The sequence below is a fragment of the Oceanibacterium hippocampi genome, from assembly GCF_900172325.1.
GTDB lineage: Bacteria > Pseudomonadota > Alphaproteobacteria > Sneathiellales > Sneathiellaceae > Oceanibacterium > Oceanibacterium hippocampi.
In genome coordinates, this window is sequence record NZ_FWFR01000002.1 from 547,322 (window position 1) to 570,222 (window position 22,901).

Consider the following 22,901-nt stretch of genomic DNA (forward strand, 5'->3'; position numbering starts at 1 on the left):
GTGATGGCTGAAAGTTCCGCGCAGAAGGTTCTGGTGATCGTCTCGGGCGAAGCCTCTTCCGAGCTTGCCATGAAATGGGCCCGCTCCGGCGACCTCCCCAATCTTGACCGGCTGATGCGCGCCGGTGTCGCCGGTACGATCGAGGCGCCGGAACCGTTCGTTACCGCGCAGCTCTGGGGCACCCTGATCAGCGGGCGCACGCCGGGCCATCACGGGCTGTTCGATTTCATGCAGCGCGACACCGACGGCCGGTTTCGGGAAATCGACGGCACGGCGCTGAAAACGGCGCCGGTCTGGCGACTGGCCGAGGCGGCCGGCCGCACCGCCGGAACGATCAACCTGCCCTTCACCTATCCGCCGGAACGGCTTTCCGGCTTCATGATCGCCGGGCAGGACGCGCCGGGCGCGCACCGCTCGATCGCCGAACCGCCGACGCTCTATGACGAAATCGTCCGGACATCGGGCCCCTACCCGCTCAAGAGCATCTTTCCGGGCGGCCGCGAGAAGGCCGACTATCTCTGGCTCGTCGAGCGGGACTGCGATCGCTGGGTCGACGTCATGGGCCATGTCGTCGACAGCCGCCCTTGCGACCTGACGATGTGCTATGTCGGTGCGACGGCGATGGCCCAGCATTACTTCTGGGGCGACATGACGGACGAGCGCCCGGACAACCCCTACCGTGACGTGGTCAAGAGCGCCTTTCTCGGCCTCGACCGCCTTGTCGGGCGACTCGTCGAGGCGTCGGGGCCCGATACGACGGTGTTTGTCGTCTCCGAATGCGGCGCCGGGCCGCTCGCATCCGGCGTCGATGTGAATGCCTTCCTGGCACAGGCCGGGTTCCTCGCCTTCACGCCCGCGGCGGCGAAAAGCGACGGCGGCAGGCGGGAACTGTTCGCGAGGCTTCGCTTCCTCGCGCAGAGCCGCCTGCCGGTGGGCGTCAGGACGGCCCTGCTGCGCACGTTGCGCCCCCTGAAAGGCTGGCTGATGAACCGTTTTGACGGCGCCGATATCGACTGGCAACGGACCCGCGCCTTTTCCCGTGGCGAGGAGGGCCAGATCTTCATCAATCTCAGGGGACGCGACCCGGAGGGGATCGTCGCGCCCGGCGCGGAATACGAGCGCCTGAGGGCGGAGATCGGCGCGGCGCTGCTCGCCCTTCGCGATCCCGAGACGGGAGAGCCGGCCGTCTCCTCCGTTCACAGGCGGGAGGACGTGCTGCATGGCCCTGAACTCGATCGGGCGCCCGATCTGCTGGTCCATTGGCGCGGGGGTGAATACATGCCGAACGAGAGTGTCAGGCGGTCAGACCAGGTCTTCGGGACCCGCTGGCGGGAAGGCATGGCCTGGCCAACCAGCGGCAGCCATCGACCGGCCGCGACGTTCTTTGCCGCAGGCCCGATGATCGCGCCCGGCGCGACGCTCGACGGCGGGCGGCTGATCGACCTGGCGCCGACCTGGCTGCACTGTCTCGGCATAACGCCGCCGCCAGAGCTGGAAGGCCGCGTGCTGCACGAGATCCTGCATCCGCGACCTGCCCCTGCGGTCGCGACCGACGATCGGAGAATTCCATGAAACAGCGGCCTTTCGGGAACACCGGGATTTCGGTCTCCGAACTCGCGCTCGGCACCTCGCCGCTCGGCGGCGGCATCTTCTACCGCGACGACCGCGAAGCGCTTGCGGTGCTGCAGGCCGCGCACGACGCCGGCATAAACTATTTCGACACCGGGGAGAGCTACGGCAACGGCCTGCACGAGGAACTGCTCGGCCAGGCATTCGGCACATGCCGGGATCGCGTTGTCATCGCCAGCAAGGGCGGCATCCGGATGACCGCGCTCGGCAAGTTTCTGCTGAAGATCCGGCCGCTGATGGCCCCGGCCAAGGGCCTCCTGCAGCGCCATCGTCGCGCAATCGGGATATTCCGCGACAGGCACAAGCGATACACATTCCGGCCCGAGGATGTCCGGACCTCGCTGGAGGGTACGTTGCGGCGCCTGAAAAGCGACTATGTGGACGTCTACCAGTACTACAACGCGAGCGAGAGCCTGTTCGCCCGAGACGATGCCTTCGACGTCATGGAACGCTTCAAGGCGGAGGGCAAAATCCGCTTCGGCGGTGCAACCGTGGTCAAGATCGACACCGCCTTCGCGGGCTTGCGGCACCAGGCCATGGACTGCATCCAGGTTCCGGTGAACTTCCTCGAACAGGTTGCCGTGCAGCGCTTCCTGCCGCTCGCCATGGAAAGCGGCGTCGCGGTGATCGGCCGTTCGCCACTCGCATCCGGCTTCCTGACCGATACGACCGGTCATATCAAGGCAACCGAATCCTCGCACATCAGCGCGCAGCAGATCGCTGCCCGGCGCGCCCAGGCGGAGGAGGCCCGAGCACTTGTCGGCAACGGCCGAAGCGTCGCGGAATTCGCGCTCCGGTACGCGCTGCAGGTGGCAGGGGTCTCGACGGTGCTCTTTTCGGTCGTCAACCGGGAGCAGCTCGCGGCGGATCTGAAGGCGCTCGACGGCGCCCCGCTCAGCCAGGACGAGATCCGCGCGGCCGAGCGGATCGCGCCGCTGCCGCCGGCGGCCGATGCGACTCCGGCGGAGGCCGCGCCCGGACCGGCCGGCAACACCGGGCGGCAAACGTGATCTATCGCCCGCTCGGCAGCACCGGCATCGAGGTCTCGGCGCTGGCCCTCGGCGGCTCGACCTTCGGCGGCGGGCTCCACTTCCGTGACGAAACGGCGATGCGGCGGATCGTCGATATCGCGTTCGACGCCGGCGTGACCTTCTTCGACACCTCGCCCGGCTATGGCCACGGCAACAGCGAGCGGGTGTTCGGCCGGAGCCTGGCCGCCCGTCGCGACAAGGTCGTCATCGCGACCAAGGGCGGCATGACGCTGAGCCGCCTGGGGGCCCTGGCGATGAAGCTTCGACCGGCACTGGTGCCGGCCCGGGCTCTCCTCAAGCGCGTGCGCCGGGAACTCAACCTGATGCGCGATAGCCAGCAGAGCTATTCCTATCGGCCCGACGACATCCGGCGGCACCTCGAGGGCAGCCTGCGGCGGCTCGGCACGGATCATGTCGATCTCTATCAGTTCTACAATGTCACCGAGAGCGCGATGGCGCGCGACGACCTGTTCGATGTCATGTCCCGCCTCAAGGAGGAAGGGAAGATCCGTGCCGCCGGCCTGACCGTGGTGTTCCCGGACGGGCTCGGCCGGGCGGCCGACCTGCCCGGGCTTGATGCCGTCCAGTTCGCGATCAGCCTGCTGGATCGGGACGGGTCAGCCACTTTCCTTCCGGTCGCGATCGAGCGGAGGATCGGGGTCATCGGCCGGTCGCCGCTCGCCCAGGGCTTCCTGACCTCGGCCGATGGCGAGGTAATGGGGCACGAAACCTCGCACAGCACGCGGGACCGCCTGCGCGAACGTGCCGACTGCGGCAAGAGCCTGCGGGTACTCGCCCGCGCCGATCGCAGCATGGCGCAAACCGCGCTTCGTTACGCGCTCGACCTCGACGGCATCTCGACCTGTCTGTTCGCGGTCAGGAGCGAGGCGGAACTGCGCGAGAACCTGGGCGTCCTTGCCAGCCCGCCCCTGAGTGCGACAGACCTCGCCGAGGTCGAACGTCTGGCACCGATGGCGAAATGCTCGCTCCGCCCGCCCGGGCAAGCGATCGCAACGTAGGCGCGCCCAGCTTCGGGCGAGCGTCGCCTTCTCCGCCGTACCGACGCTGGCCGCGCGGCCGGCGGGAGCCATATCGCCATTCGCTTAATTCCTGGGCAGCCCTTCCCTCCCTGCCCAAATTCGCGCCACCGACTGGCTTCTGCCCCGGGCCACGGGTGCCGTCCGCCCAAGCATTTCGCCATTTTCTGCGATCGTTGGCGAAGTGGCACATTCCTTGAATTCCCATTGTGCAGTGCAAAACAGAATGGGCAAGGAGGCATAATTCATGGGCAAAGTTCGCAGATTGAGCCGGACACTGGCGATTGCCGGCGTTGCGGCGGGAACCTGGTTCGGGGCCACCGCCGCCCAGGCCGCCGACACGATCAAGGTCGGCATCCTGCATTCGCTGTCGGGAACCATGGCGATCAGCGAGACCACCCTGAAGGACGCGATGCTGATGCTGATCGAGCAGCAGAACGCCAAGGGCGGGCTGCTCGGGAAGAAGCTCGAGGCGGTCGTGGTCGACCCGGCGTCCAACTGGCCGCTGTTCGCCGAGAAGGCGCGCGAGCTGATCACCGGCGACAAGGTCGACGTGGTATTCGGCTGCTGGACGTCGGTTTCGCGGAAATCGGTCCTGCCGGTCTTCGAGGAGCTGAACAGCTTGCTCTTCTATCCGGTCCAGTACGAAGGCGAGGAAAGCTCGCGCAACGTCTTCTATACCGGCGCCGCGCCGAACCAGCAGGCGATCCCGGCGGTCGAGTATCTGATGAGCGAGGACGGCGGCGGTGCCACGCGCTTCGCCCTGCTCGGCACCGACTATGTCTATCCGCGCACGACCAACAAGATCCTGCGCGCCTTCCTGAACGCCAAGGGCATTGCCGACGAGGACATCCTCGAGGAATACACCCCGTTCGGCCATTCCGACTGGCAGACCATCGTCAGCAACCTGAAGGAATTCTCCTCGCAGGGTAAGAAGACGGCGGTCGTCTCGACCATCAATGGCGACGCCAACGTTCCGTTCTACAAGGAACTCGCCAACCAGGGGATCAAGGCCGAGGACCTTCCGGTCGTCGCCTTCTCGGTCGGCGAAGAGGAACTGGCCGGTCTCGACACCACGCCGCTGGTCGGCCATCTCGCCGCCTGGAACTACTTCATGTCGGTCGATACGCCGGAAAACGACGCCTTCATCGAGGCCTGGCACGGCTACATCAAGGACGAGAAGCGGGTCACCAACGATCCGATGGAGGCCCACTACATCGGCTTCAACATGTGGGTTCAGGCCGTCAAGCAGGCCGGCACGACCAACGTCGACGCGGTTCGCCAGGCAATGTACGGCCAGCAGGTCAAGAATCTGACCGGCGGCGTCGCGGAGATGCACGTCAACCACCACCTGTCCAAGCCCGTGCTGATCGGCGAGATCCAGGACGACGGCCAGTTCGAGACGGTGTGGGAGACCAGCGGCACGGTGATCGGCGATGCCTGGTCCGACTTCATCCCGGAAAGCGCCAAGCTGACCGCCGACTGGACCTATCCCTGGGTCTGCGGCAACTGCGAGAAGCCAAAATATCTCGGTAACTGAGGCGCGACGAGAAGCGCGGGTGCCGGCGTCCCCTCTCCGGCACCCCGCTTTTCCTTCCGGCGGCACGGTTCGCCGCTACCACGTCAACACCGGACGGGAGCGCTGACTTCGTGATCCAGATCTGCCAACGCGCGATCCGCCTGCTACTGCTGCTCGCGGCCATCCTGGCGGCCGGGCCGTTCTCGGCGAACGGCGCCCGCGCCGGGGCCTTCGAGGACGCGCTTCCGGTTCTGACCGGGAAAGGCTTTGCCGCGGTCGGCGAAGCCGTCGATGCACTGGCCGCCAGCGGAGACCCCCGGGCAATCCCGGTCCTCGAGGCGCTATCCGACGGCGACCTCTATTACCGCGAGTCCGACAAGGCCGTCTTTCTTGCCAGGAAAGGCGGCGAAGGCTACCTGCTCACCGACCCCGGGACCGGTGAAGCGGCCGGCACCGGCGCGCGCGGCGATTTCCAGAAAATCAAGACGAACAACCGGCTTCGGGTCAAGATCCGCACGGCGCTGGGCGCGCTCGGCCTGTTCAGCCCCGATCCGCAGGTCCGTATCGCCGCCGCCCGATCGCTGTTCATGGATCCCGATCCGGCCTTGCTGCCGCTGGTCGATGACGCGCTCTCGAAGGACGACGACCCCGGGGCACGCGAGGCGCTCGACCTCGCCCGGGCGGCGATCCTGATCAAGGCCGGCGAGGCTTCGACACCCGCCGACAAGGTCGCGGCCATCCGGATACTGTCGCAGTCGACCAGCCAGGGCGCACGGGCGCTGCTCGGCGGCATCCTGCTCGACGACGGGGAAGGCAGCGAAGAAGTTCGCCAGGCGGCCGGAAAGGCGCTGCAACAGATCGAGACCCGGCTTTCCCGGCTGGCCTTCGTCGAGAATGTCTTCCAGGGGATCAGCCTCGGCTCGGTCCTCCTGCTCGCCGCCATCGGGCTCGCCATCACCTTCGGGGTCATGGGCGTCATCAACATGGCGCATGGCGAGATGGTGATGCTCGGCGCCTATGCCACCTACCTGGTGCAGGAAACCTTCCGGCTTCATGCGCCGGAGGCACTCGGCTGGTCGCTGCCGATCGCCCTCCCCTTCGCTTTCCTGGTCGCCGGCGCGGTCGGCATCGCCATGGAGCGCGGCGTGATCCGCTTCCTCTACGGCCGCCCGCTGGAGACCCTGCTGGCGACCTGGGGCATCAGCCTGGTCCTGCAGCAGCTCGTCCGCACGATATTCGGCCCGACCAATCGCGAGGTCAGTTCGCCGGACTGGATGAGCGGCACGATCGAGGTCACCAGCGGCCTTCTCTTCACCACGAACCGGCTTTGGATCATCGCTTTCGCACTCATCGTGCTGTTCGCGCTGATGGCAGTGCTCCGCTACACCGCGTTCGGCCTGCAGATGCGCGCGGTGACCCAGAACCGCCGGATGGCGAACGCGATGGGCATCCGCTCCGGCTGGGTCGATGCCTTCACCTTCGGCCTCGGCAGCGGGATCGCCGGCATCGCCGGCGTGGCGCTCAGCCAGATCGACAATGTCAGCCCCAATCTCGGCCAGAGCTACATCATCGACAGTTTTCTCGTCGTCGTCTTCGGCGGCGTCGGCAATCTCTGGGGTACCCTGGTCGGCGCCATGAGCCTCGGCATCGTCAACAAGCTGCTGGAACCCTATTCGGGCGCCGTGCTCGGCAAGATCCTCGTCCTCATCGCCGTCATCATGTTCATCCAGAAGCGGCCGAAGGGCCTGTTCGCCCTGAAGGGCCGGGCCGTGGAGAATTGAGATGAGCAACGCCGCCTTTCCCCATGCCGGCCACCGGCCGTTCCTGCTCCGCCTCGGGCCAACCGGCACGGTCTTCGTGATCCTCGTGCCCGTGGTGGCGATCCTGATGGTCGCCGGCAATCTCCTGCTGCCGCCGTCGAGCAGCTTTCATGTCCCCGCCCACGTGATGTCGCTGGTCGGCAAGTATCTCTGCTTCGCCCTGCTCGCCATGAGCGTCGACCTGATCTGGGGCTTCTGCGGCATCCTCAGCCTCGGCCACGGCGCCTTCTTCGCGCTCGGCGGCTACGCGATGGGGATGCACCTGATGCGGCAGATCGGCGACCGCGGGGTCTACAGCAACCCGCTGCTGCCCGACTTCATGGTCTTCCTCGACTGGAAGGAACTGCCCTGGTACTGGCACGGCTTCGACAATCTTGCGTTCACGCTGCTGATGGTTCTGCTGGTGCCCGGCCTGCTCGCCTTCGTTTTCGGCTGGTTCACCTTCCGCAGCCGGGTGACCGGTGTCTATTTCTCGATCATCAGCCAGGCCATGACCTTCGCCCTCATGCTCGCCTTCTTCCGCAACGACATGGGCTTCGGCGGCAACAACGGCATGACCGACTTCAAGGACCTGCTCGGCTTCGACCTGCGCAGCGACGGCATGCGGAGCGCGCTGCTCTTCTCCTCGGCGATCGCGCTGGTCGCCGGCTACCTGCTCTGCCGGCGCATGGTCGACAGCAAGTTCGGCCGGGTGATCCTGGCGATCCGCGACGCCGAGAGCCGGACCCGTTTCCTCGGCTACCGGGTCGAGCATTACAAGCTCCTCGTCTTCATCGTCTCGGCGATGATGGCGGGCGCCGCCGGCGCCCTCTACACCCCCCAGGTCGGGATCATCAACCCGAGCGAATTCACCCCCGCGAATTCCATCGAGATCGTCATCTGGGTCGCGGTCGGCGGTCGCGGCACGCTGGTCGGCGCCGCCCTCGGCGCGGTGATGGTCAATTTCGGCAAGTCCTGGTTCACCGGCGCCCTCCCCGAGCTCTGGCTGTTCCTGCTGGGCGGCCTGTTCGTCGCGGTCACGCTGTTCTTTCCGAAGGGCGTGCTCGGAATCTTCGGCCGCCGGCTGACCGGCTGGCCGCTCTCGCTCGGCATGCCTGGCCGGACAAGGCCGCGGAAGCCGGTGGAGGACGCAACAGGTGACTGACATCGCAACGCCATCCGCGCGCGCCGGGGCGGTTCAGGACGCGATCCTCTACCTCGACGGAATCACGGTCAGCTTCGACGGCTTCAGGGCCCTCAACAGCCTGAGCCTCTATCTCGAACCGGGCGAGCTTCGTGCCGTGATCGGGCCGAACGGCGCCGGCAAGTCGACGATGATGGACGTGATCACCGGCAAGACCCGGCCCGATCTCGGCATCGCCAGGTTCCACGGCGGTCATGACCTGACCGCGCTCGACGAGGCGGCGATCGCCAATCTCGGGATCGGCCGCAAGTTCCAGAAGCCGACCGTGTTCGAGAACCAGACCGTCTATGAAAATCTCGAACTGGCGCTCAAGGCGCCCCGGGGCGTGCTGGCCGCGCTCCGCTTCCGCGCGAGCGAACGGCAACGGGCCCGCATCGAGGAAGTGCTCGGCATCATCAACCTCGGCCGTCAGCAGAACGAGGCGGCCGGCGGCCTGTCGCACGGCCAGAAGCAGTGGCTGGAGATCGGCATGCTGCTGATGCAGGACCCGGAACTGCTGCTGGTCGACGAGCCGGCCGCGGGCATGACCGATGCCGAGACAATGCGCACCGCCGAGTTGCTGAGCGAGATCGCCCGGCGCCATACCGTCGTCGTCGTCGAGCATGACATGGAATTCGTCCGCGCGCTCGGCTGCCGGGTCACCGTGCTCCACGAGGGCGCGGTGCTGGCCGAGGGTTCGCTCGCGGCGGTACAGAACAACCAGGACGTCATCGACGTCTATCTCGGGCGCTGACCATGCTCTCTGTAGATCATATCGACCTCTTCTATGGCGCCAGCCAGGCGCTGCGCGGTGTCTCGCTGTCCGCCGAGAAGGGCCTCGTCACCTGCGTCATGGGCCGGAACGGCGTTGGCAAGACCAGCCTGCTCCGCGCCATCGTTGGCCAGCAGCCGGTCGCCAGCGGCCGGATCGACTGGGAAGGCCACGATATCACGGCCCTGCCCTCCGCCGAACGGGCCCGGCGCGGCATCGCCGTTGTCCCGCAGGGCCGGGAGATCTTTCCGCTGCTCACGGTCGACGAGAACCTGCGCACCGGCTTCGCCGCGCTGCCTTCCCGCGAACGCCATGTGCCCGACTATGTCTTCGCGCTCTTCCCGGTTCTGAAGGACATGCTCGGCCGGCGCGGGGGCGACCTGTCCGGCGGCCAGCAGCAGCAACTCGCCATCGGGCGCGCGCTCGTCATGCGGCCGCGCCTGCTCGTCCTCGACGAACCGACCGAGGGCATCCAGCCGTCGGTCATCAAGCAGATCGGCCAGGTAATCGCGGACTTGCGCGCCCGCGGCGATATGGCCATCGTTCTTGTCGAGCAGTATTTCGAGTTCGCCCGCGATCTCGCCGACCGTTTCACCGTCATGGACCGGGGCGAGGTGGTGATGGCGGGGAGCGCCGCCGACATGGTGGAACAGGATGTACGCCGTCACCTCACCGTCTGAAGACGCGCATGCCGGGCAGTTCCGCGACCCGCCGGCAAGCGATCGCGATCTCGCCCGCGCCGATGGCGCCGTGCGGCTCGGTTTCGTATCGGACGGCGGCAGGACGCGGCTCGACACGCTTGCCCAGCACAGCCCGTGCCGGGTCATCCTGCCGCGCGAAGGCCAGGCCGAGCCCGTCGCGGTGCTGATCAACACCGCCGGCGGGGTCTGCGGCGGCGACCGGCTGGCCACCGATGTCGCGCTCGGCGACGGCGCGGCGGCGACCGTGGCCGGCCAGGCCGCCGAAAGGATCTACCGGTCGATCGACGAGCCGGCACGGATCGAGACGACGATCACCCTCGGCGATGATGCCCGCCTGCATTGGGCGCCGCAGGAAACGATCCTCTTCGACGGCGCGCATTTCCGGCGCCGGACGCGGGTCGATCTTGCCACCGGAGCCCGACTTCTCGCCGCCGAGACGCTGGTCTTCGGTCGTGGCGCGATGGGCGAGACGGTGACCCGGATCAGCCTCCGAGACGAATGGCGCGTGCGGATCGCCGGACGGCTGCGCTGGCTCGATCCCTTTCGCCTTGACGATGCGGCTCCCCTGACCCGGCGCGCGGGCCTCGCTGGCGCCGGCGCCTTCACGACATTGATCGCCCACGGTCCCGACCTCGAACCGCTGCGCGAGCGGGTCCGGACGCTCCTCGACGGCGCGGCGGTCCGCGCCGCGGCGACGATCGTCAACGGCCTGCTCGTCGCCCGTCTGCTCGGCGAGCCGGCGGCGGTACGTCGTCTGCTGGTCGGGCTGCTCGCGATGCTGCGGCAAGAACTGCTCGGATTCGTGCCCGCGCTGCCGCGGGTCTGGTCCTGCTGAGGGAGGAACTAAACGGTGCATCTGACCCCGAGGGAAAAGGACAAGCTGCTGATCGCGATGGCGGCCGAGGTCGCGCGCAAGCGGCTGGCCCGCGGCGTCCGGCTGAACTACCCGGAGGCGATCGCGCTGATCAGCGACTATGTCGTCGAGGGCGCCCGGGATGGCCGCAGCGTCGCCGACCTGATGGAAGCCGGCGCCGCCGTGATCCGCCGCGACCAGGTGATGGAGGGGATCCCCGAGATGATCGAGGAAGTACAGGTCGAGGCGACCTTTCCCGACGGCACCAAGCTCGTCACTGTCCACCACCCGATCCGCTGAGGGGGCACGCATGATACCGGGCGAAATCCTGCCGGCCGACGGCGAAATCGAACTGAATGCCGGGCTCGAGACGACGACGGTAACGGTCGCCAACAGGGGCGACCGGCCGGTCCAGGTCGGCAGTCACTATCACTTCTACGAGGTAAACGGGGCGCTCGACTTCCCGCGCATGGAGGCGCTCGGCAAGCGCCTCGACATCCCGGCCGGAACCGCCGTCCGCTTCGAGCCCGGCCAGTCGCGCGAGGTGACGCTGGTGCCCTACGGCGGCAGGCGCCGGGTCTACGGCTTCAACCAGGCGGTCATGGGACCGCTCGACGGCGGGGAGCGCTGAACGATGGCCTATCGCATGTCACGCGCCGCCTATGCCGGGATGTTCGGCCCGACCGTCGGCGACAAGGTTCGCCTCGCCGATACCGAGCTCTTCATCGAGGTCGAGGAGGACCACACGAATTACGGCGACGAGGTCAAGTTCGGCGGCGGCAAGGTCATTCGCGACGGCATGGGCCAGAGCCAGGCCTCGCGCGCCGAGGGCGCTGTCGACCTGGTGATCACCAATGCCCTCATCCTCGACCACTGGGGGATCGTAAAGGCCGACATCGGCGTGAAGGACGGCCGCATCGTCGCCATCGGCAAGGCCGGCAACCCGGATGTGCAGTCCGCCGGCAATCGCGGCATCGACATCGTCATCGGCCCGGCGACCGAGGCGATCGCTGGCGAAGGCAAGATCGTCACTGCCGGCGGCCTCGACGTGCATATCCATTTCATCTGCCCGCAGCAGATCGACGAGGCCCTGCATTCCGGCATCACGACCATGATGGGCGGCGGCACCGGCCCGGCGACCGGCACCAATGCCACGACCTGCACACCAGGTCCGTGGAACATCCGCCGGATGATCGAGGCAGCCGACGCCTTCCCGATGAATCTCGGCTTCTTCGGCAAGGGCAACGCAAGCCGCCCGGCCGGCCTGATCGAGCAGGTCCAGGCAGGCGCCTGCGGGCTCAAGCTGCACGAGGACTGGGGCACCACGCCGGCGGCCATCGACTGCTGCCTCGGGGTCGCCGACGAGATGGACGTCCAGGTCCTCATCCATACCGACACCCTGAACGAGTCGGGCTTCGTCGAGAACACCGTCGCCGCCTTCAAGGGCCGCACCATCCACGCCTTCCATACCGAGGGCGCCGGCGGCGGGCATGCCCCGGACATCATCAAGGTCTGCGGCGAGGCGAACGTCATCCCGTCCTCGACCAACCCGACACGGCCCTTCACCGTCAACACGGTCGACGAGCATCTCGACATGCTGATGGTCTGCCATCACCTCGACCAGAAGATCCCCGAGGATGTCGCCTTCGCCGAAAGCCGGATCCGCAAGGAGACGATCGCCGCCGAAGACATCCTGCACGACATGGGCGCCTTCTCGATCATCGCCTCCGACAGCCAGGCGATGGGCCGGGTCGGCGAAGTGGTGATCCGCACCTGGCAGACAGCCGACAAGATGAAGCGCCAGCGCGGCCGGCTGCCCGAGGAAACCGGGGACAACGACAATCTCCGGGCCCGGCGCTATGTCGCGAAATACACCATCAACCCGGCGATCGCGCACGGCATCTCCAGCCATGTCGGTTCGGTCGAGCCGGGAAAGCTCGCCGACCTGGTGATCTGGTCGCCGGCCTTCTTCGGCGTCAAGCCGGACCTGGTGCTGAAATCCGGCATGATCGCCGCCGCCGTCATGGGCGATCCGAACGCCTCGATCCCGACCCCGCAGCCGACTCACATGCGGCCGATGTTCGCCGCCTTCGGCAAGGCGCTGACGAAAAGCTCGGTCACCTTCGTCAGCGAGGCGGGCCTGAGTGCCGGGCTCGAGGTCGACAAGCCGCTGCTGGCCGTCGCCAACACGCGCGGCGGGATCGGCAAGGCGTCGATGGTCCTGAACGGCGCGACGCCGCATATCGAGGTAAACCCGGAGACCTATGAAGTGCGCGCCAACGGCGAGCTTCTGACCTGCGAGCCGGCAAGGGAACTTGCCATGGCCCAGCGCTACTTCCTGTTCTGAGCATGGAACGCGCGATCGAACACAGGCCGAGGGGCAACTGGCCGGCCGACGCCGCGGGCGATTCCGTGACGCTCGATTTCCATGACCGGCACCGCCGGCGGATCCGCCTCGCGACCGACGGCGGCAACGCCGTGCTGCTCGACCTGCCGAAGGCGATCGCGATGGCCGACGGCGACGGACTGAAGACCGAGGCGGGCGCCTGGATCGCCGTGCGCGCCGCGCCGGAAGCGTTGCTCGATATCACCGCCGACGACAGCCACCACCTGATTCGCCTAGCCTGGCATCTCGGCAACCGGCATATCCCGGCCGAAATCGACGCCGCACGGATCCGCATTCGCCCCGATCATGTGATCGCCGAGATGCTCCGCGGCCTCGGCGGCCGGGTCGTCGAGGTTACCGCGCCCTTCCAGCCGGAATCGGGCGCCTATGCGGGTACGGGTGCCGGCGATGTCCACGACCATGGCCACGGGCACGAACATCATCACGGCGACGGGCACGATCATGGACACGGGCACTGAACTGACCGCGCCGCAGGCGCTGCGGCTGGCCAGTTGGCTCTCGCCGTCCTTCCCGATCGGCGCTTTCAGCTATTCGCACGGCCTTGAATTCGCGATCGAGCATGGCGACGTGACCGACGAGACCACGCTGCTCGACTGGCTCGACGGATTGCTGTCCTTCGGCAGCGGCCGGAACGAGGCGATCCTGTTCGCCGCCGCCTGGCGAGCCGCGCCCGATGCGGCGGCGTTCCGGGCAGTCGCCGAGGTCGGCGCCGCCCTTCGCCCGTCCGTCGAACTGGCGCTGGAAACCGAGATGCAGGGTGCGGCTTTCCTCGACACCGTGATCGCCGCCTGGCCGGACACCGCCCTGGCGGCACTGCGAGAGGATCTGGAAGCGGCCGACATCGCGCTTTCGCTGCCGGTCGTCGCAGGGGCCGCCTGCCGGCTCCACGGCCTGCCGCTCGCCGGCGCAATGACCCTGCATCTGCATGCCTTCGCCGCCAACCTCGTCTCGGCCGGGGTGCGGCTGATCCCGCTCGGCCAGACCGCCGGCCAGCGGATCACGGCGGCGCTGGAAGCCGGCCTGCTGGCGGCAGCGGCCGTGGCGCTCGACCGGAATCTCGACGATCTCGGCGGCGCCGGCGTCGCGGCCGAACTCTGCTCACTCTCCCACGAAACCCAGTATACGAGGCTGTTCCGCTCATGAGCACGATCCGGATCGGACAAGGCGGCCCCCTGCGGGTCGGGATCGGCGGCCCTGTCGGCTCCGGCAAGACGGCGCTGGCCGAGCAGATCTGCCGGCGCATGCGCGCCGACTACGATCTCTTCGTCATCACCAACGACATCTATACCCGCGAGGACCAGATGATCCTGACGCGGGCCGGCGCGCTCGACGCCGAACGGATCGAGGGGGTCGAGACCGGGGGCTGTCCGCACACGGCGATCCGCGAGGACGCCTCGATCAACCTTGCGGCGGTCGCCCGCATGGGAACCCGGTTTCCGGCTGCCGAGCTTTGCCTGATCGAAAGCGGCGGCGACAACCTGGCCGCGACCTTCAGCCCGGAACTCGCCGACATCACCATCTACGTGATCGATGTTGCGGCCGGCGAGAAAATCCCGCGGAAAGGCGGACCGGGCATCACCCGCTCCGACCTGCTGGTCATCAACAAGACCGACCTGGCGCCGCTGGTCGGCGCCGATCTTTCCGTCATGGAAAGCGACACCCGTCGTGCCCGGGGCGAGCGGCCCTTCGTCTTCGCCAATCTCAAGATCGGCGACGGCGCCGACGAGATCGTCCGCTTCATCGTCGAAAGCGGCGGCCTGCCCGACCGGATCGGCAAGGCAGCGGACGGCGGCGCGGCCTGAGGGTCAGAGCACGCCGACCACGGCCAGGCAGTCGCCGGTCTTGATCTGACCCTGGAAATGACGGGCGGCGAGAATGCCGTCGAGCTTCGCGTGCAGCACCTTGGGCGCGATCCCGGTCCGCGTCACCGGGTGAATGCGGGCGATCGCCTCGCCGGACTTGACCGGTTCGCCCAGATCGCGGGCAAGCTCCAGCAAGCCGTCCTCCTCGGCGAAGAGGAAACAATCGTCGGACGGCATGTCGAGCCAGCGGCTCGGCGTCCGCTCGACCGTTCCCTTCAGGATGCCCGAGTGGATCAGCACGTTGCGGAGGCCGCGCTTGGCGATCGCGACCGTCGCCGCCCGCGCCGTGCCGCCGCCGCCCAGTTCGGTGGTGACGAAGACCTTCCCCATGTCCTCGCAGGCGGTATCGAACATGCCGGCCGCATCGATCTCCCGCATCCGGACCGACCAGGGCGCGGAGAACGCCTCGACCGCTGCGAAGCAGCGTTCCTCCTGTTCCTTGTCGATCAGCACATGCGCGGCGGCGAACGGCACGAAATCGAGCGTCCGGCCGCCGGAATGGATATCGACCACGACATCGGCGAGCGGCACCAGGTGACGCTGGAAATAGTCGGCAATCTTCTCCGTCACCGTTCCGTCGGGGCGGCCGGGGAAGCTCCGGTTCAGGTTGCCGCGATCGATCGGCGAGGTCCGCGTGCCGGCCCTGAGCGCCGGGTAGTTCATTCCCGGCACGATTATGACGCGCCCCGTAATGTCCTCGGCGCGGATCGACTGGGCGAGATCGAAGAGCGCGATCGGCCCCTCGTACTCGTCGCCGTGATTGCCGCCGGTCAGCAGCGCCGTCGGACCCTCGCCGCTCCGGACGACGGTGATCGGGATCATCACCGAGCCCCAGGCGGAATCGTCGTGGCTGTAGGGCAGCCTCAGGAATCCGTGCTGGACTCCGGCAGCGTTGAAATCGACGGTCGGCGTGAGCGGCGACGAACGCGGACGGGGCTCTGTCTTCGGCACGGCGTCAATCCTTCACGAACAGCTGGCGGGGAAAGTCGGCGAGGCATTCGACGCCCTGCTCGGTGATGACGATCGACTCCGTGATCTCGAGCCCCCAGTCCTGCTGCCAGAGACCGGTCATGAAATGGAAGGTCATGCCGGGTCGAAGCTCGGTCCGGTCACCGGGACGCAGGCTCATCGAGCGTTCGCCCCAGTCGGGCGGATAGCTCAGCCCGATCGAGTAGCCGGTGCGGTTGTCCTTGACGATGCCGGCCCGCTTCAGCACGGCGAAGAAGGCGTTGGCGATATCCTCGCAGCTGTTGCCCGGACGCGCCGCGGACAGGCCCGCCTCCATGCCCTCCAGCACCGCCGCCTCGGCGCGCAGGAAATTGTCCGTCGGCTTGCCGAGGAAGACCGTGCGCGAGAGCGGGCAATGGTAGCGCTTGTAGCAGCCGGCGATCTCGAAGAAGGTCGCCTCGCCTGACTTCATCGGCCGGTCGTCCCAGGTCAGGTGCGGCGCCGCCGCGTCGGTCCCGGACGGCAGCAGCGGCACGATCGCCGGATAGTCGCCGCCATGGCCGTCGGCGCCGCGAATGCCGGCATCGTAGATCTCCGCCACCAGGTCGCATTTCCGCATGCCCGGTTCGATCACGTCGACGATCCGCCTGTGCATGCCCTCGACGATGCGGGCGGCGATCCGCATGTAGTCCAGTTCCTGCGGGCTCTTCACGGCGCGCTGCCAGTTCACCAGTGAATTGGCGTCGCTGAAGCGGGCGTTCGGCAGATGCCGCTGCAGTGCGGCGAAGGCAGCCGCGGTGAACCAGTAATTGTCCATCTCGACGCCGGTCGCGAGACCGTCCCAGCCGCGATCGGCGAGCCGGGCCGAGAGATAGTCCATCGGATGGCGCTCGGTCGACTGCACATAGTGATCCGGGTAGCCGATGATGTTCGCCTCGGCCATGTAGACCGTGCGGAGTGCGCCGTTCGCATCCTGGCCGCGGCCGAACCAGACCGGCTCTCCGTCCGGCGGCACGATCACCGCCTGATGGACATAGAAGGACCAGCCGTCGTAGCCGGTCAGCCAGGCCATGTTCGACGGATCGCTGACGATCAGCAGTTCGACGCCCGCCGCCGCCATGGCCCGGCGGGTCGCGGCCAGCCTGTCGGCATATTCGGAGCGGCTGAAATTGAGAGCGATATCGGGCATCGGCACTCCTCCCGATGGTCAGGCCTGAAAGGTCGCGCCGGCGCCCGAGGCGGAGGCACGGGCGATGGCGAGCGTGGCGATGGCGGTATCCTGGACACCGGTCCCGGTGAGATCGGCAACGGTGATGTCGACGTCGCCGGTCCGCCCCTCCGCCTGCCCCGCGATGACGGCGCCGAGCTCGGCGAAGATCGCATCGTCTCCGACCAGCCCGGCGGCGATCGCGTGATGCAGTTCGCCCAGGCGGCGGACCTGCTTCAGGCTGTCGGGGACGTAGCGCGCCATGGCAACGATCCGCGGATCGAGCTCGTTCTTGTGCTCGGCATCGGAACCCATGGCGGTCACATGCTGGCCGGGGACCAGCCAGTCGGCCGCGAGCAGCGGCGCCGTCGACGGGGTCGTCGTGACGATGATGTCGGCGCCGGCGACCGCCGCCTCGGCGTCGTTTGACGCGCGGACGGCGATGCCGAGTTCGGCGGCAAGTTCGGCGGCAGCCCTGGACGCCCGCTCGCTGTCGCGGGCCCAGATCCGGGCCTCGGCAATCGGACGCACCAGGGTCAGTGCGCGCAGCTGCAGGCGGGCCTGGACCCCGGCCCCGAAGATCGTGGCGACCGACGAATCGGCCCGGGACAGATGCCTGGCCGCGACCGCGCCTGCGGCGGCGGTCCGGAGATCGGTCAGATAGCCGTTGTCCAGCAGGACCGCCTCGACCAGGCCGGTGCGGGCGCTGAACACCACCATCAGCCCGTTGACGCTTGGCAGGCCGAGCTTCGGATTGTCGAAGAAGCCGGGGCTGATCTTGATCGCGAAACTGTCAAGACCCGGCACGTAGGCCGTCTTCACATCGACCTCGCCGTTATGGGCCGGGATGTCGAGCCGCAGGATCGGCGGCATCGCCACCGCCTTGGTCGCGAGTGCCACGAAGGCGTCCTCGACGCAGTCGAGCACGCTCAAGTCGAGGTCGAGCGCCGCGCGCAGCTCCTTCTCGCCGACGATCCTGATCGCGTTCACGTCCCTTCCTCCGCCACGTCGACATCCTCGCCCGAGATGATCCGGTGATGCAGCGCCATGTCGATGTTCCGGCCCGAGAGCAGCACGACGGTCGGCCCGGCGGCACGGACCTTGCCGGCCAGGATCGCGCCGACCCCGACCGAGCCGGAGCCTTCGACGATCTCCTGTTCCTGCCAGTAGACATGGCGTATCGCGGCCGCGATCTCGGCCTCATCGAGCAGCAGGATCTCGTCGACGAGATCGCGAACCATGCGGAAGGTGTAGCGGTTGTCGAGCCCGACGCCGCCGCCGAGCGAATCGGCAAGCGTCGCCAGTTCCTCGACGAGGACCGGCTTGCCCGCCTGCTGCGAGGCATGCATCGCCGCGCCGCGCGCCATGCTGACGCCGACGACCCTGACATCCGGCTGGGTTTCCTTGATCGCCAGCGCCAGCCCCGCGATCAGGCCGCCGCCGGACAGCGGCACCAGCACCGTTTCCACCTCCGGGCATTCCTCGAGGATCTCCAGCCCGAGCGTGCCCTGGCCGGCGATAATGTCCGGATGATCGAAGGGCGGCAGCATCGTCATGCCCTCCTCCGCGACCAGCCGGTCGACCTCGACCTGGGCGTCGTCCTGGGACCGGCCGACGATCCGGACATCGGCGCCGAGTGCCCGGATCGCCTCGACCTTGTTGGCCGGCACGAGGGCCGACATGCAGATCGTGCAGGGTACGCCGGCGACCTTCGCCGCATGGGCCAGGCCACGCCCGTGGTTGCCGGTCGAGACGCCGACGACGCCGCGTTGCGCCTGCTCGGCGGCCAGCGAGAGGATCGCGTTGGTGGCGCCGCGGAGCTTGAAGCTGCCGGTGATCTGGAGATGTTCGAGTTTGAGGCTGACCGGGCGGCCGAGTCGGTCGGAGAGAGCGGTCGAAGGCACCAGCGGCGTGCGGCGGACATGGCCGGCAATGCGGCGGCGGGCCTCGCGGATCCCGGCCATGCCGACGGGCAGCGCCGTCATCGGCCCGGTCCGGCAGTATCGGGCAACGGCAATCCGAGCAGGCGGCCGTAACCGTCGATGGCACTGGCGATGCCCGCCTGCCGCATCGAGCACCAGATCCCGGCCTGGTTCGAGGTCACGGCCGGACGCCCGAGACGGCGCTCGATCTCGCCCACGACCTCGGTCGAACGAAGCGCGGTGCAGGAAATGAACAGGCCCTCGGCGCCGTCCCCGGCTGCCTCGACCGCCGCGCGGACCAGCTCGGAGGGCTTGATCCGCGCCATCTCGCGATCGTCCTCCATCCCGAAACAGGTCAGGCCGGTGACCTCGAGACCGCGTTCCTCCAGATAGGGGATCAGCGGCCGGCTGGTTTCCTCCAGATAGGGGGTGAGGATCGCGATCCGGCGGATGCCGAGAGCCCGGAAGGCGAGCACCGCCGCCTGCGGCGGCGTGACCACCGGAACGTCCGGCTTGGCCGACGCGAAAGCCGCCGCGACCGCCCTGTCACCCATCACGAAGGAGGCGGCGGTGCAGCCGTAATAGAGCGCGTCGAGCGGTTCCCCGGGCAGGATCAGCGCCGCCGCGGCGCCGAGCCGCGGCCCCATCCGGGCAAGATTCTCGGGCGTCGTCGGATTGTCGTAGGCGACCCGGCTGACGTAGACGGCGGCCTCGCCATGCGGCAGCATCCGGGCGAAATCACGCTCGGTCGTGTGATCGGTCGCCAGCGCGACCAGGCCGATCCTGCGCGCGACCGGACGGTCGTCCAGTTCGGGCAGGCGCGCGGTCCGCGCGATCCGGTCGGCACCCATCTCGGTTACTCCACTTTGCCAAAACGCTTTTCCAGCCACCGGAGAAGGACCACCGACGGCACGCTGATCACCAGGAAGAAGACGCCGACAAGGGTCATCGGCTCGAGATAGCGGTAGTAGAAGTTCGCGGCGCTGCGGGCCTCGTTCATCAGTTCGAGAACGGTGATCGCGGCGAGCAGCGGCGTTTCCTTGAACATCGCCACGAAGTAGTTGGCCAGCGCCGGCATCATCGGCGGCACGGCCTGGGGAATGATGACGTGGCGCCAGGTCTGGTAGGCGTTGAGGTTGGCGGCCTTCGCCGCCTCCCACTGGCCGCGCGGGACGTTGTCGATGCCGGCCCGGTAGACCTCGGCGGTGTAGGTCCCGTAATGCAGCCCGAGACCGATCACGCCGGCCAGCAGCGGCGGCAGCAGGATGCCGATGTCGGGCAGGATGTAGAACAGGAAATAGAGCTGCACCAGCAGCGGCGTGCCGCGCACGAAATCGACGAAGAAGCCGACCGGACGCGAGATCCACCGGTTCGTCGACCGCCTGAGGATGGCGAAGAAGAGGCCGACGACCATCGCGATCACCGTGCCGATGATCGTCGCCTGGATGGTTATCAGGACGCCCCGGCCGAGGCCCGGCAGGATCTTGAAGACGAATTCCCAGTCCCATTCCATGGCCGGCTAGCTCCTCGTGCCTTCGAGGCCGCGGCTCAGGCGCCGTTCGAGCCCGCGGATCGACGAGCTCAGCACCGTCGCGAAGAGGAAATAGAGCACCAGGATGGTCAGGAACGGGACCGCCGTGCTGCCGGTCTGCGCGCGCACCACCTGGGCCTGGAAGGTCATGTCGGAAAGCGAGATCAGGGAAACGACGGCGGTTCCCTTCATCAGCTCGATCGCGTTGTTGCCGAAGGTCGGCAGCATCAGCACGAAGGCCTGCGGCAGGATGACATGGCGGAGCCGCTGCCAGCGCCCCAGGTTGAGCGCCGTGCAGGCCTCGTACTGCTCGCGCGGGATCGAGCGGATCGCGCCGCGCACGACCTCGGCGCCGTAGGCCCCGACGTTCAGCCCGAGGGCAAGCACGCCGGCCTGGAAGGGCGACAGCGGAACGCCCATGAGCGGCAGCACGAAATAGGCCCAGAAAAGCTGGACGAAGATCGAGGTGCCGCGAAAGAACTCGATATAGGCGGTGGCGATCGCCCGCAATGCGAAGAACCGCGACAGCCGCCCGAGGCCGGCGACGAACGCCATCACGAGCGCCAGCGCGCAGCCCATCAGCGTCAGTTGGACGGTGACGAAGGCGCCGTCGACGATCAGCTGGAGATAGCCGGACCACTGGTCCATCGATCAAGCCTCCCGATAGGCCGGAGTTCCGGCGGAACGAGGCGATGCGGGGGTGCGTGGGGGTCTCCCCCCACGCGATCCCGGTCGGTTCAGTTCGGGCCGCCGCAGAGCGTCTCGCGGTTCTGCTGCTTCGCCGCTTCCGCCGAATAGCCCCAGGGCTCGACGATCGCCGCGAATTCCCCGTTCTCTTTCATCTTCGCCAGTTCGACGTCATAGGCGTCGCGAAGCGCCTCGGCGCCCTTCGGGAAGGCCACGCCGGCGCAGAAGATCGGCGTCCCGGCGACCGGCGCGAACATCTCGAGTTCCGGATCGTCGGCCTTCTTCAGCAGATCGCTGATCGACAGCACCGGCAGCGCATAGACGTCGATGCGACCGGCCTGCAGCATCTTGATGCCGGACTGCGGATCGGGGACGACGATCACCTTGTCGCGCGGCACGCCGGCCTCGATCGCCAGCTTCTCCTCGGTGCCGCCGCCGACGACGCCGACGCTGGCACCCTTGGTCGCGACATCCTCGAAGGACTTGATGCCCATCGGGTTGCCCTTCTTGACGGCGAAGGATTCGGCGTCGCACAGGTCAGGTTGCGAGAACAGAACGGCGGCGCAGCGCTCCGGCTTGATGAACAGGCCGGCCGCGACCATGTCGAAGCGCTTGGCCTGCAGGCCCGGGATCATCGCGCCGTACTCGGAGATCGAGGCGACGATGTCGTCGACGCCGAGCTTCTTCAGGATCGCGCGAGCGACCTCGGGTCCGGCGCCGGTGACCTTGCCGTCCGGCTTGACCTCGGTCCAGGGCGGCTCGTTCGCGATCGCGATCCGCGCGAAGCCCTGGTCGCGGAGACGGTCGAGTTCGCCTTCCGCCAGCGCCGCGCCGGACAGCATTGTCAGGCCGATGGCGAAGCCCGCGGCCGCGACGCGGCCGATTTTCCGTTCGATACCCATATTCACCTCCCGTTTCTAATTGACGTGCAGATTGTCGAGACAGGATGCGGCCGGGTTCAGATTCGCTGCCCCGCCGCGATGATCTTGCGCAGGAAGGACTGCGTCCGTTCCTGCTGCGGGTCGCTGAAGATCTTCTCCGGCGGCCCCTCCTCGACGATCCGGCCCTGATCGAAGAACAGGACCCGATCGGCGAAATCGTGCGCGAAACTCATTTCGTGGGTGACCAGCAGCATGGTCATGTCGGTTTCCCGGGCGAGGCGGCGCATGACGTTCAGTACCTCCTCCACCAGTTCCGGATCGAGTGCCGAGGTCACCTCGTCGAAGAGCATGATCTTCGGCTGCAGGGCGAGCGCGCGGGCGATCGCCACGCGCTGCTTCTGCCCGCCCGAGAGCTGCGCCGGGCGTACGTCGGCCTTCTCGGACATGCCGACCATGTCGAGCAGTTCCATGGCGCGTGTCCTCGCCTCCTCCCGCGAGACGCCCTTCACCAGCACGGGGGCCAGCATGACGTTCTGCAGCACCGTCTTGTGCGGGAAGAGATTGAAGAGCTGGAAGACCATCCCGATCTTCTCGCGCATCCTGTGCAGGTGCTTCTCGTCGGCCGGCACCAGCTTGCCGTTCTCCTCCTTGTGCCACAGCTGCTCACCGTCGACCGTGATGTGGCCGCCGTTGATCGTCTCGAGCGTCATCAGGATCCGGAGAATGGTCGTCTTGCCGGATCCCGAGGGACCGATCAGCGCCAGCTTCTCGCCGGGCTTCACGCTGAAGGAGAGTTCCTTGAGAACCTCGAAGGCACCGAAGCTCTTCGATACCTTGTCGATATTGATGATGGGCTCTGTCATGGCTGACCGCCGCCTCCCTGCACCCTATTCCCGAGTGCTTGCCGACAAACGATTCAATCCAAAGTGAAT

Annotated in this window: 24 protein-coding genes; 15 read left to right on the top strand and 9 right to left on the bottom strand. The window is 67.6% G+C overall.

Going from position 1 to position 22,901, the window contains the following annotated elements:
• Positions 1-3: 3 nt before the first annotated feature.
• The 15 genes from OCH7691_RS13500 to ureG all read left to right on the top strand — a co-directional run bounded on the left by OCH7691_RS13500 (position 4) and on the right by ureG (position 14,733).
• The gene (locus OCH7691_RS13500) at positions 4-1,572 is read left to right on the top strand and encodes an alkaline phosphatase family protein (protein ID WP_085884054.1); all 1,569 of its coding nucleotides are present in this window, start codon (positions 4-6) and stop codon (positions 1,570-1,572) included.
• Complete coding sequence (locus OCH7691_RS13505) at positions 1,569-2,639, top strand: aldo/keto reductase (protein WP_085884056.1); 1,071 nt, start codon at positions 1,569-1,571, stop codon at positions 2,637-2,639. Before OCH7691_RS13500 ends, OCH7691_RS13505 begins: the two co-directional genes overlap by 4 nt.
• Positions 2,636-3,679, top strand: coding sequence for an aldo/keto reductase (locus tag OCH7691_RS13510; RefSeq protein ID WP_085884058.1), 1,044 nt, complete (start codon positions 2,636-2,638; stop codon positions 3,677-3,679). The genes OCH7691_RS13505 and OCH7691_RS13510 overlap by 4 nt, the downstream gene beginning before the upstream one ends.
• A 265-nt stretch (positions 3,680-3,944) precedes the next feature.
• On the top strand, positions 3,945-5,237 hold the full coding sequence (gene urtA / locus OCH7691_RS13515) for an urea ABC transporter substrate-binding protein (RefSeq protein WP_139839696.1): 1,293 nt from the start codon (positions 3,945-3,947) through the stop codon (positions 5,235-5,237).
• A 110-nt stretch (positions 5,238-5,347) separates the two neighbouring features.
• Complete coding sequence (gene urtB / locus OCH7691_RS13520) at positions 5,348-6,997, top strand: urea ABC transporter permease subunit UrtB (RefSeq protein WP_085884061.1); 1,650 nt, start codon at positions 5,348-5,350, stop codon at positions 6,995-6,997.
• 1 nt (position 6,998) lies between these two features.
• A complete protein-coding gene (gene urtC, locus OCH7691_RS13525; RefSeq protein WP_085884063.1) occupies positions 6,999-8,180 on the top strand; it encodes an urea ABC transporter permease subunit UrtC in 1,182 nt (393 codons plus the stop codon).
• Entirely contained in the window at positions 8,173-8,952 is a 780-nt protein-coding gene (urtD, locus tag OCH7691_RS13530) for an urea ABC transporter ATP-binding protein UrtD (protein ID WP_217807980.1), read from the top strand. Before urtC ends, urtD begins: the two co-directional genes overlap by 8 nt.
• 2 nt (positions 8,953-8,954) lie before the next feature.
• Positions 8,955-9,650: an urea ABC transporter ATP-binding subunit UrtE gene (gene urtE / locus OCH7691_RS13535; RefSeq protein ID WP_085884065.1), complete on the top strand. Its 696-nt coding sequence runs from the start codon at positions 8,955-8,957 to the stop codon at positions 9,648-9,650.
• Complete coding sequence (locus tag OCH7691_RS13540) at positions 9,625-10,506, top strand: urease accessory protein UreD (RefSeq protein ID WP_085884067.1); 882 nt, start codon at positions 9,625-9,627, stop codon at positions 10,504-10,506. The genes urtE and OCH7691_RS13540 overlap by 26 nt, the downstream gene beginning before the upstream one ends.
• 15 nt (positions 10,507-10,521) lie before the next feature.
• Positions 10,522-10,824, top strand: coding sequence for an urease subunit gamma (locus OCH7691_RS13545; RefSeq protein WP_085884068.1), 303 nt, complete (start codon positions 10,522-10,524; stop codon positions 10,822-10,824).
• A 10-nt stretch (positions 10,825-10,834) separates the two neighbouring features.
• Positions 10,835-11,155 carry an urease subunit beta gene (locus tag OCH7691_RS13550; protein ID WP_085884070.1) on the top strand — a complete coding sequence of 107 codons (321 nt, stop codon included), beginning with the start codon at positions 10,835-10,837 and terminating at the stop codon, positions 11,153-11,155.
• Positions 11,156-11,158: 3 nt separating this feature from the next.
• Positions 11,159-12,871: an urease subunit alpha gene (ureC, locus tag OCH7691_RS13555; protein WP_085884072.1), complete on the top strand. Its 1,713-nt coding sequence runs from the start codon at positions 11,159-11,161 to the stop codon at positions 12,869-12,871.
• Positions 12,872-12,873: 2 nt separating this feature from the next.
• Complete coding sequence (gene ureE / locus OCH7691_RS13560) at positions 12,874-13,389, top strand: urease accessory protein UreE (RefSeq protein WP_085884073.1); 516 nt, start codon at positions 12,874-12,876, stop codon at positions 13,387-13,389.
• A complete protein-coding gene (locus OCH7691_RS13565) occupies positions 13,319-14,074 on the top strand; it encodes an urease accessory protein UreF (RefSeq protein WP_217807981.1) in 756 nt (251 codons plus the stop codon). The genes ureE and OCH7691_RS13565 overlap by 71 nt, the downstream gene beginning before the upstream one ends.
• On the top strand, positions 14,071-14,733 hold the full coding sequence (gene ureG / locus OCH7691_RS13570) for an urease accessory protein UreG (RefSeq protein WP_085884075.1): 663 nt from the start codon (positions 14,071-14,073) through the stop codon (positions 14,731-14,733). Before OCH7691_RS13565 ends, ureG begins: the two co-directional genes overlap by 4 nt.
• Positions 14,734-14,736: 3 nt before the next feature.
• Here the strand turns inward: ureG and doeB are convergent, their stop codons facing one another.
• From doeB to ehuA, 9 genes are all read right to left on the bottom strand, one after another.
• Positions 14,737-15,744 (bottom strand): N(2)-acetyl-L-2,4-diaminobutanoate deacetylase DoeB, encoded by a 1,008-nt coding sequence (gene doeB / locus OCH7691_RS13575; protein WP_085884076.1) that lies wholly within the window; start codon positions 15,742-15,744, stop codon positions 14,737-14,739.
• Between the two features lie 4 nt (positions 15,745-15,748).
• Positions 15,749-16,930: an ectoine hydrolase DoeA gene (gene doeA / locus OCH7691_RS13580; protein ID WP_085884077.1), complete on the bottom strand. Its 1,182-nt coding sequence runs from the start codon at positions 16,928-16,930 to the stop codon at positions 15,749-15,751.
• A gap of 18 nt (positions 16,931-16,948) precedes the next feature.
• On the bottom strand, positions 16,949-17,938 hold the full coding sequence (gene eutC / locus OCH7691_RS13585; RefSeq protein WP_085884078.1) for an ectoine utilization protein EutC: 990 nt from the start codon (positions 17,936-17,938) through the stop codon (positions 16,949-16,951).
• Complete coding sequence (gene eutB / locus OCH7691_RS13590; RefSeq protein WP_085884079.1) at positions 17,935-18,933, bottom strand: hydroxyectoine utilization dehydratase EutB; 999 nt, start codon at positions 18,931-18,933, stop codon at positions 17,935-17,937. Before eutB ends, eutC begins: the two co-directional genes overlap by 4 nt.
• Positions 18,930-19,721, bottom strand: coding sequence for an ectoine utilization protein EutA (gene eutA, locus OCH7691_RS13595; protein ID WP_085884080.1), 792 nt, complete (start codon positions 19,719-19,721; stop codon positions 18,930-18,932). The genes eutB and eutA overlap by 4 nt, the downstream gene beginning before the upstream one ends.
• A gap of 5 nt (positions 19,722-19,726) precedes the next feature.
• The gene (gene ehuD / locus OCH7691_RS13600; protein WP_085884081.1) at positions 19,727-20,383 is read right to left on the bottom strand and encodes an ectoine/hydroxyectoine ABC transporter permease subunit EhuD; all 657 of its coding nucleotides are present in this window, start codon (positions 20,381-20,383) and stop codon (positions 19,727-19,729) included.
• Between the two features lie 6 nt (positions 20,384-20,389).
• Complete coding sequence (gene ehuC, locus OCH7691_RS13605; protein ID WP_085884082.1) at positions 20,390-21,049, bottom strand: ectoine/hydroxyectoine ABC transporter permease subunit EhuC; 660 nt, start codon at positions 21,047-21,049, stop codon at positions 20,390-20,392.
• An 89-nt stretch (positions 21,050-21,138) separates the two neighbouring features.
• Positions 21,139-21,990: an ectoine/hydroxyectoine ABC transporter substrate-binding protein EhuB gene (gene ehuB, locus OCH7691_RS13610; RefSeq protein ID WP_085884083.1), complete on the bottom strand. Its 852-nt coding sequence runs from the start codon at positions 21,988-21,990 to the stop codon at positions 21,139-21,141.
• A gap of 56 nt (positions 21,991-22,046) precedes the next feature.
• On the bottom strand, positions 22,047-22,832 hold the full coding sequence (gene ehuA, locus OCH7691_RS13615; RefSeq protein WP_085884084.1) for an ectoine/hydroxyectoine ABC transporter ATP-binding protein EhuA: 786 nt from the start codon (positions 22,830-22,832) through the stop codon (positions 22,047-22,049).
• Positions 22,833-22,901: the final 69 nt, after the last annotated feature.

Bases quoted from the DNA above. Each gene is read 5' to 3' on its own strand.
- urtC (WP_085884063.1), top strand. From the start codon at position 6,999: ATGAGCAACGCCGCCTTTCCCCATGCCGGCCACCGGCCGTTCCTGCTC.
- OCH7691_RS13565 (WP_217807981.1), top strand. From the start codon at position 13,319: ATGTCCACGACCATGGCCACGGGCACGAACATCATCACGGCGACGGGC.
- ehuC (WP_085884082.1), bottom strand. From the start codon at position 21,049: ATGGACCAGTGGTCCGGCTATCTCCAGCTGATCGTCGACGGCGCCTTC.
- ureC (WP_085884072.1), top strand. From the start codon at position 11,159: ATGGCCTATCGCATGTCACGCGCCGCCTATGCCGGGATGTTCGGCCCG.
- ureE (WP_085884073.1), top strand. From the start codon at position 12,874: ATGGAACGCGCGATCGAACACAGGCCGAGGGGCAACTGGCCGGCCGAC.
- eutA (WP_085884080.1), bottom strand. From the start codon at position 19,721: ATGGGTGCCGACCGGATCGCGCGGACCGCGCGCCTGCCCGAACTGGAC.
- ureG (WP_085884075.1), top strand. From the start codon at position 14,071: ATGAGCACGATCCGGATCGGACAAGGCGGCCCCCTGCGGGTCGGGATC.
- OCH7691_RS13550 (WP_085884070.1), top strand. From the start codon at position 10,835: ATGATACCGGGCGAAATCCTGCCGGCCGACGGCGAAATCGAACTGAAT.
- OCH7691_RS13505 (WP_085884056.1), top strand. From the start codon at position 1,569: ATGAAACAGCGGCCTTTCGGGAACACCGGGATTTCGGTCTCCGAACTC.
- doeA (WP_085884077.1), bottom strand. From the start codon at position 16,930: ATGCCCGATATCGCTCTCAATTTCAGCCGCTCCGAATATGCCGACAGG.
- urtA (WP_139839696.1), top strand. From the start codon at position 3,945: ATGGGCAAAGTTCGCAGATTGAGCCGGACACTGGCGATTGCCGGCGTT.
- eutB (WP_085884079.1), bottom strand. From the start codon at position 18,933: ATGACGGCGCTGCCCGTCGGCATGGCCGGGATCCGCGAGGCCCGCCGC.
- ehuD (WP_085884081.1), bottom strand. From the start codon at position 20,383: ATGGAATGGGACTGGGAATTCGTCTTCAAGATCCTGCCGGGCCTCGGC.
- ehuA (WP_085884084.1), bottom strand. From the start codon at position 22,832: ATGACAGAGCCCATCATCAATATCGACAAGGTATCGAAGAGCTTCGGT.
- OCH7691_RS13540 (WP_085884067.1), top strand. From the start codon at position 9,625: ATGTACGCCGTCACCTCACCGTCTGAAGACGCGCATGCCGGGCAGTTC.
- ehuB (WP_085884083.1), bottom strand. From the start codon at position 21,990: ATGGGTATCGAACGGAAAATCGGCCGCGTCGCGGCCGCGGGCTTCGCC.
- OCH7691_RS13500 (WP_085884054.1), top strand. From the start codon at position 4: ATGGCTGAAAGTTCCGCGCAGAAGGTTCTGGTGATCGTCTCGGGCGAA.
- urtE (WP_085884065.1), top strand. From the start codon at position 8,955: ATGCTCTCTGTAGATCATATCGACCTCTTCTATGGCGCCAGCCAGGCG.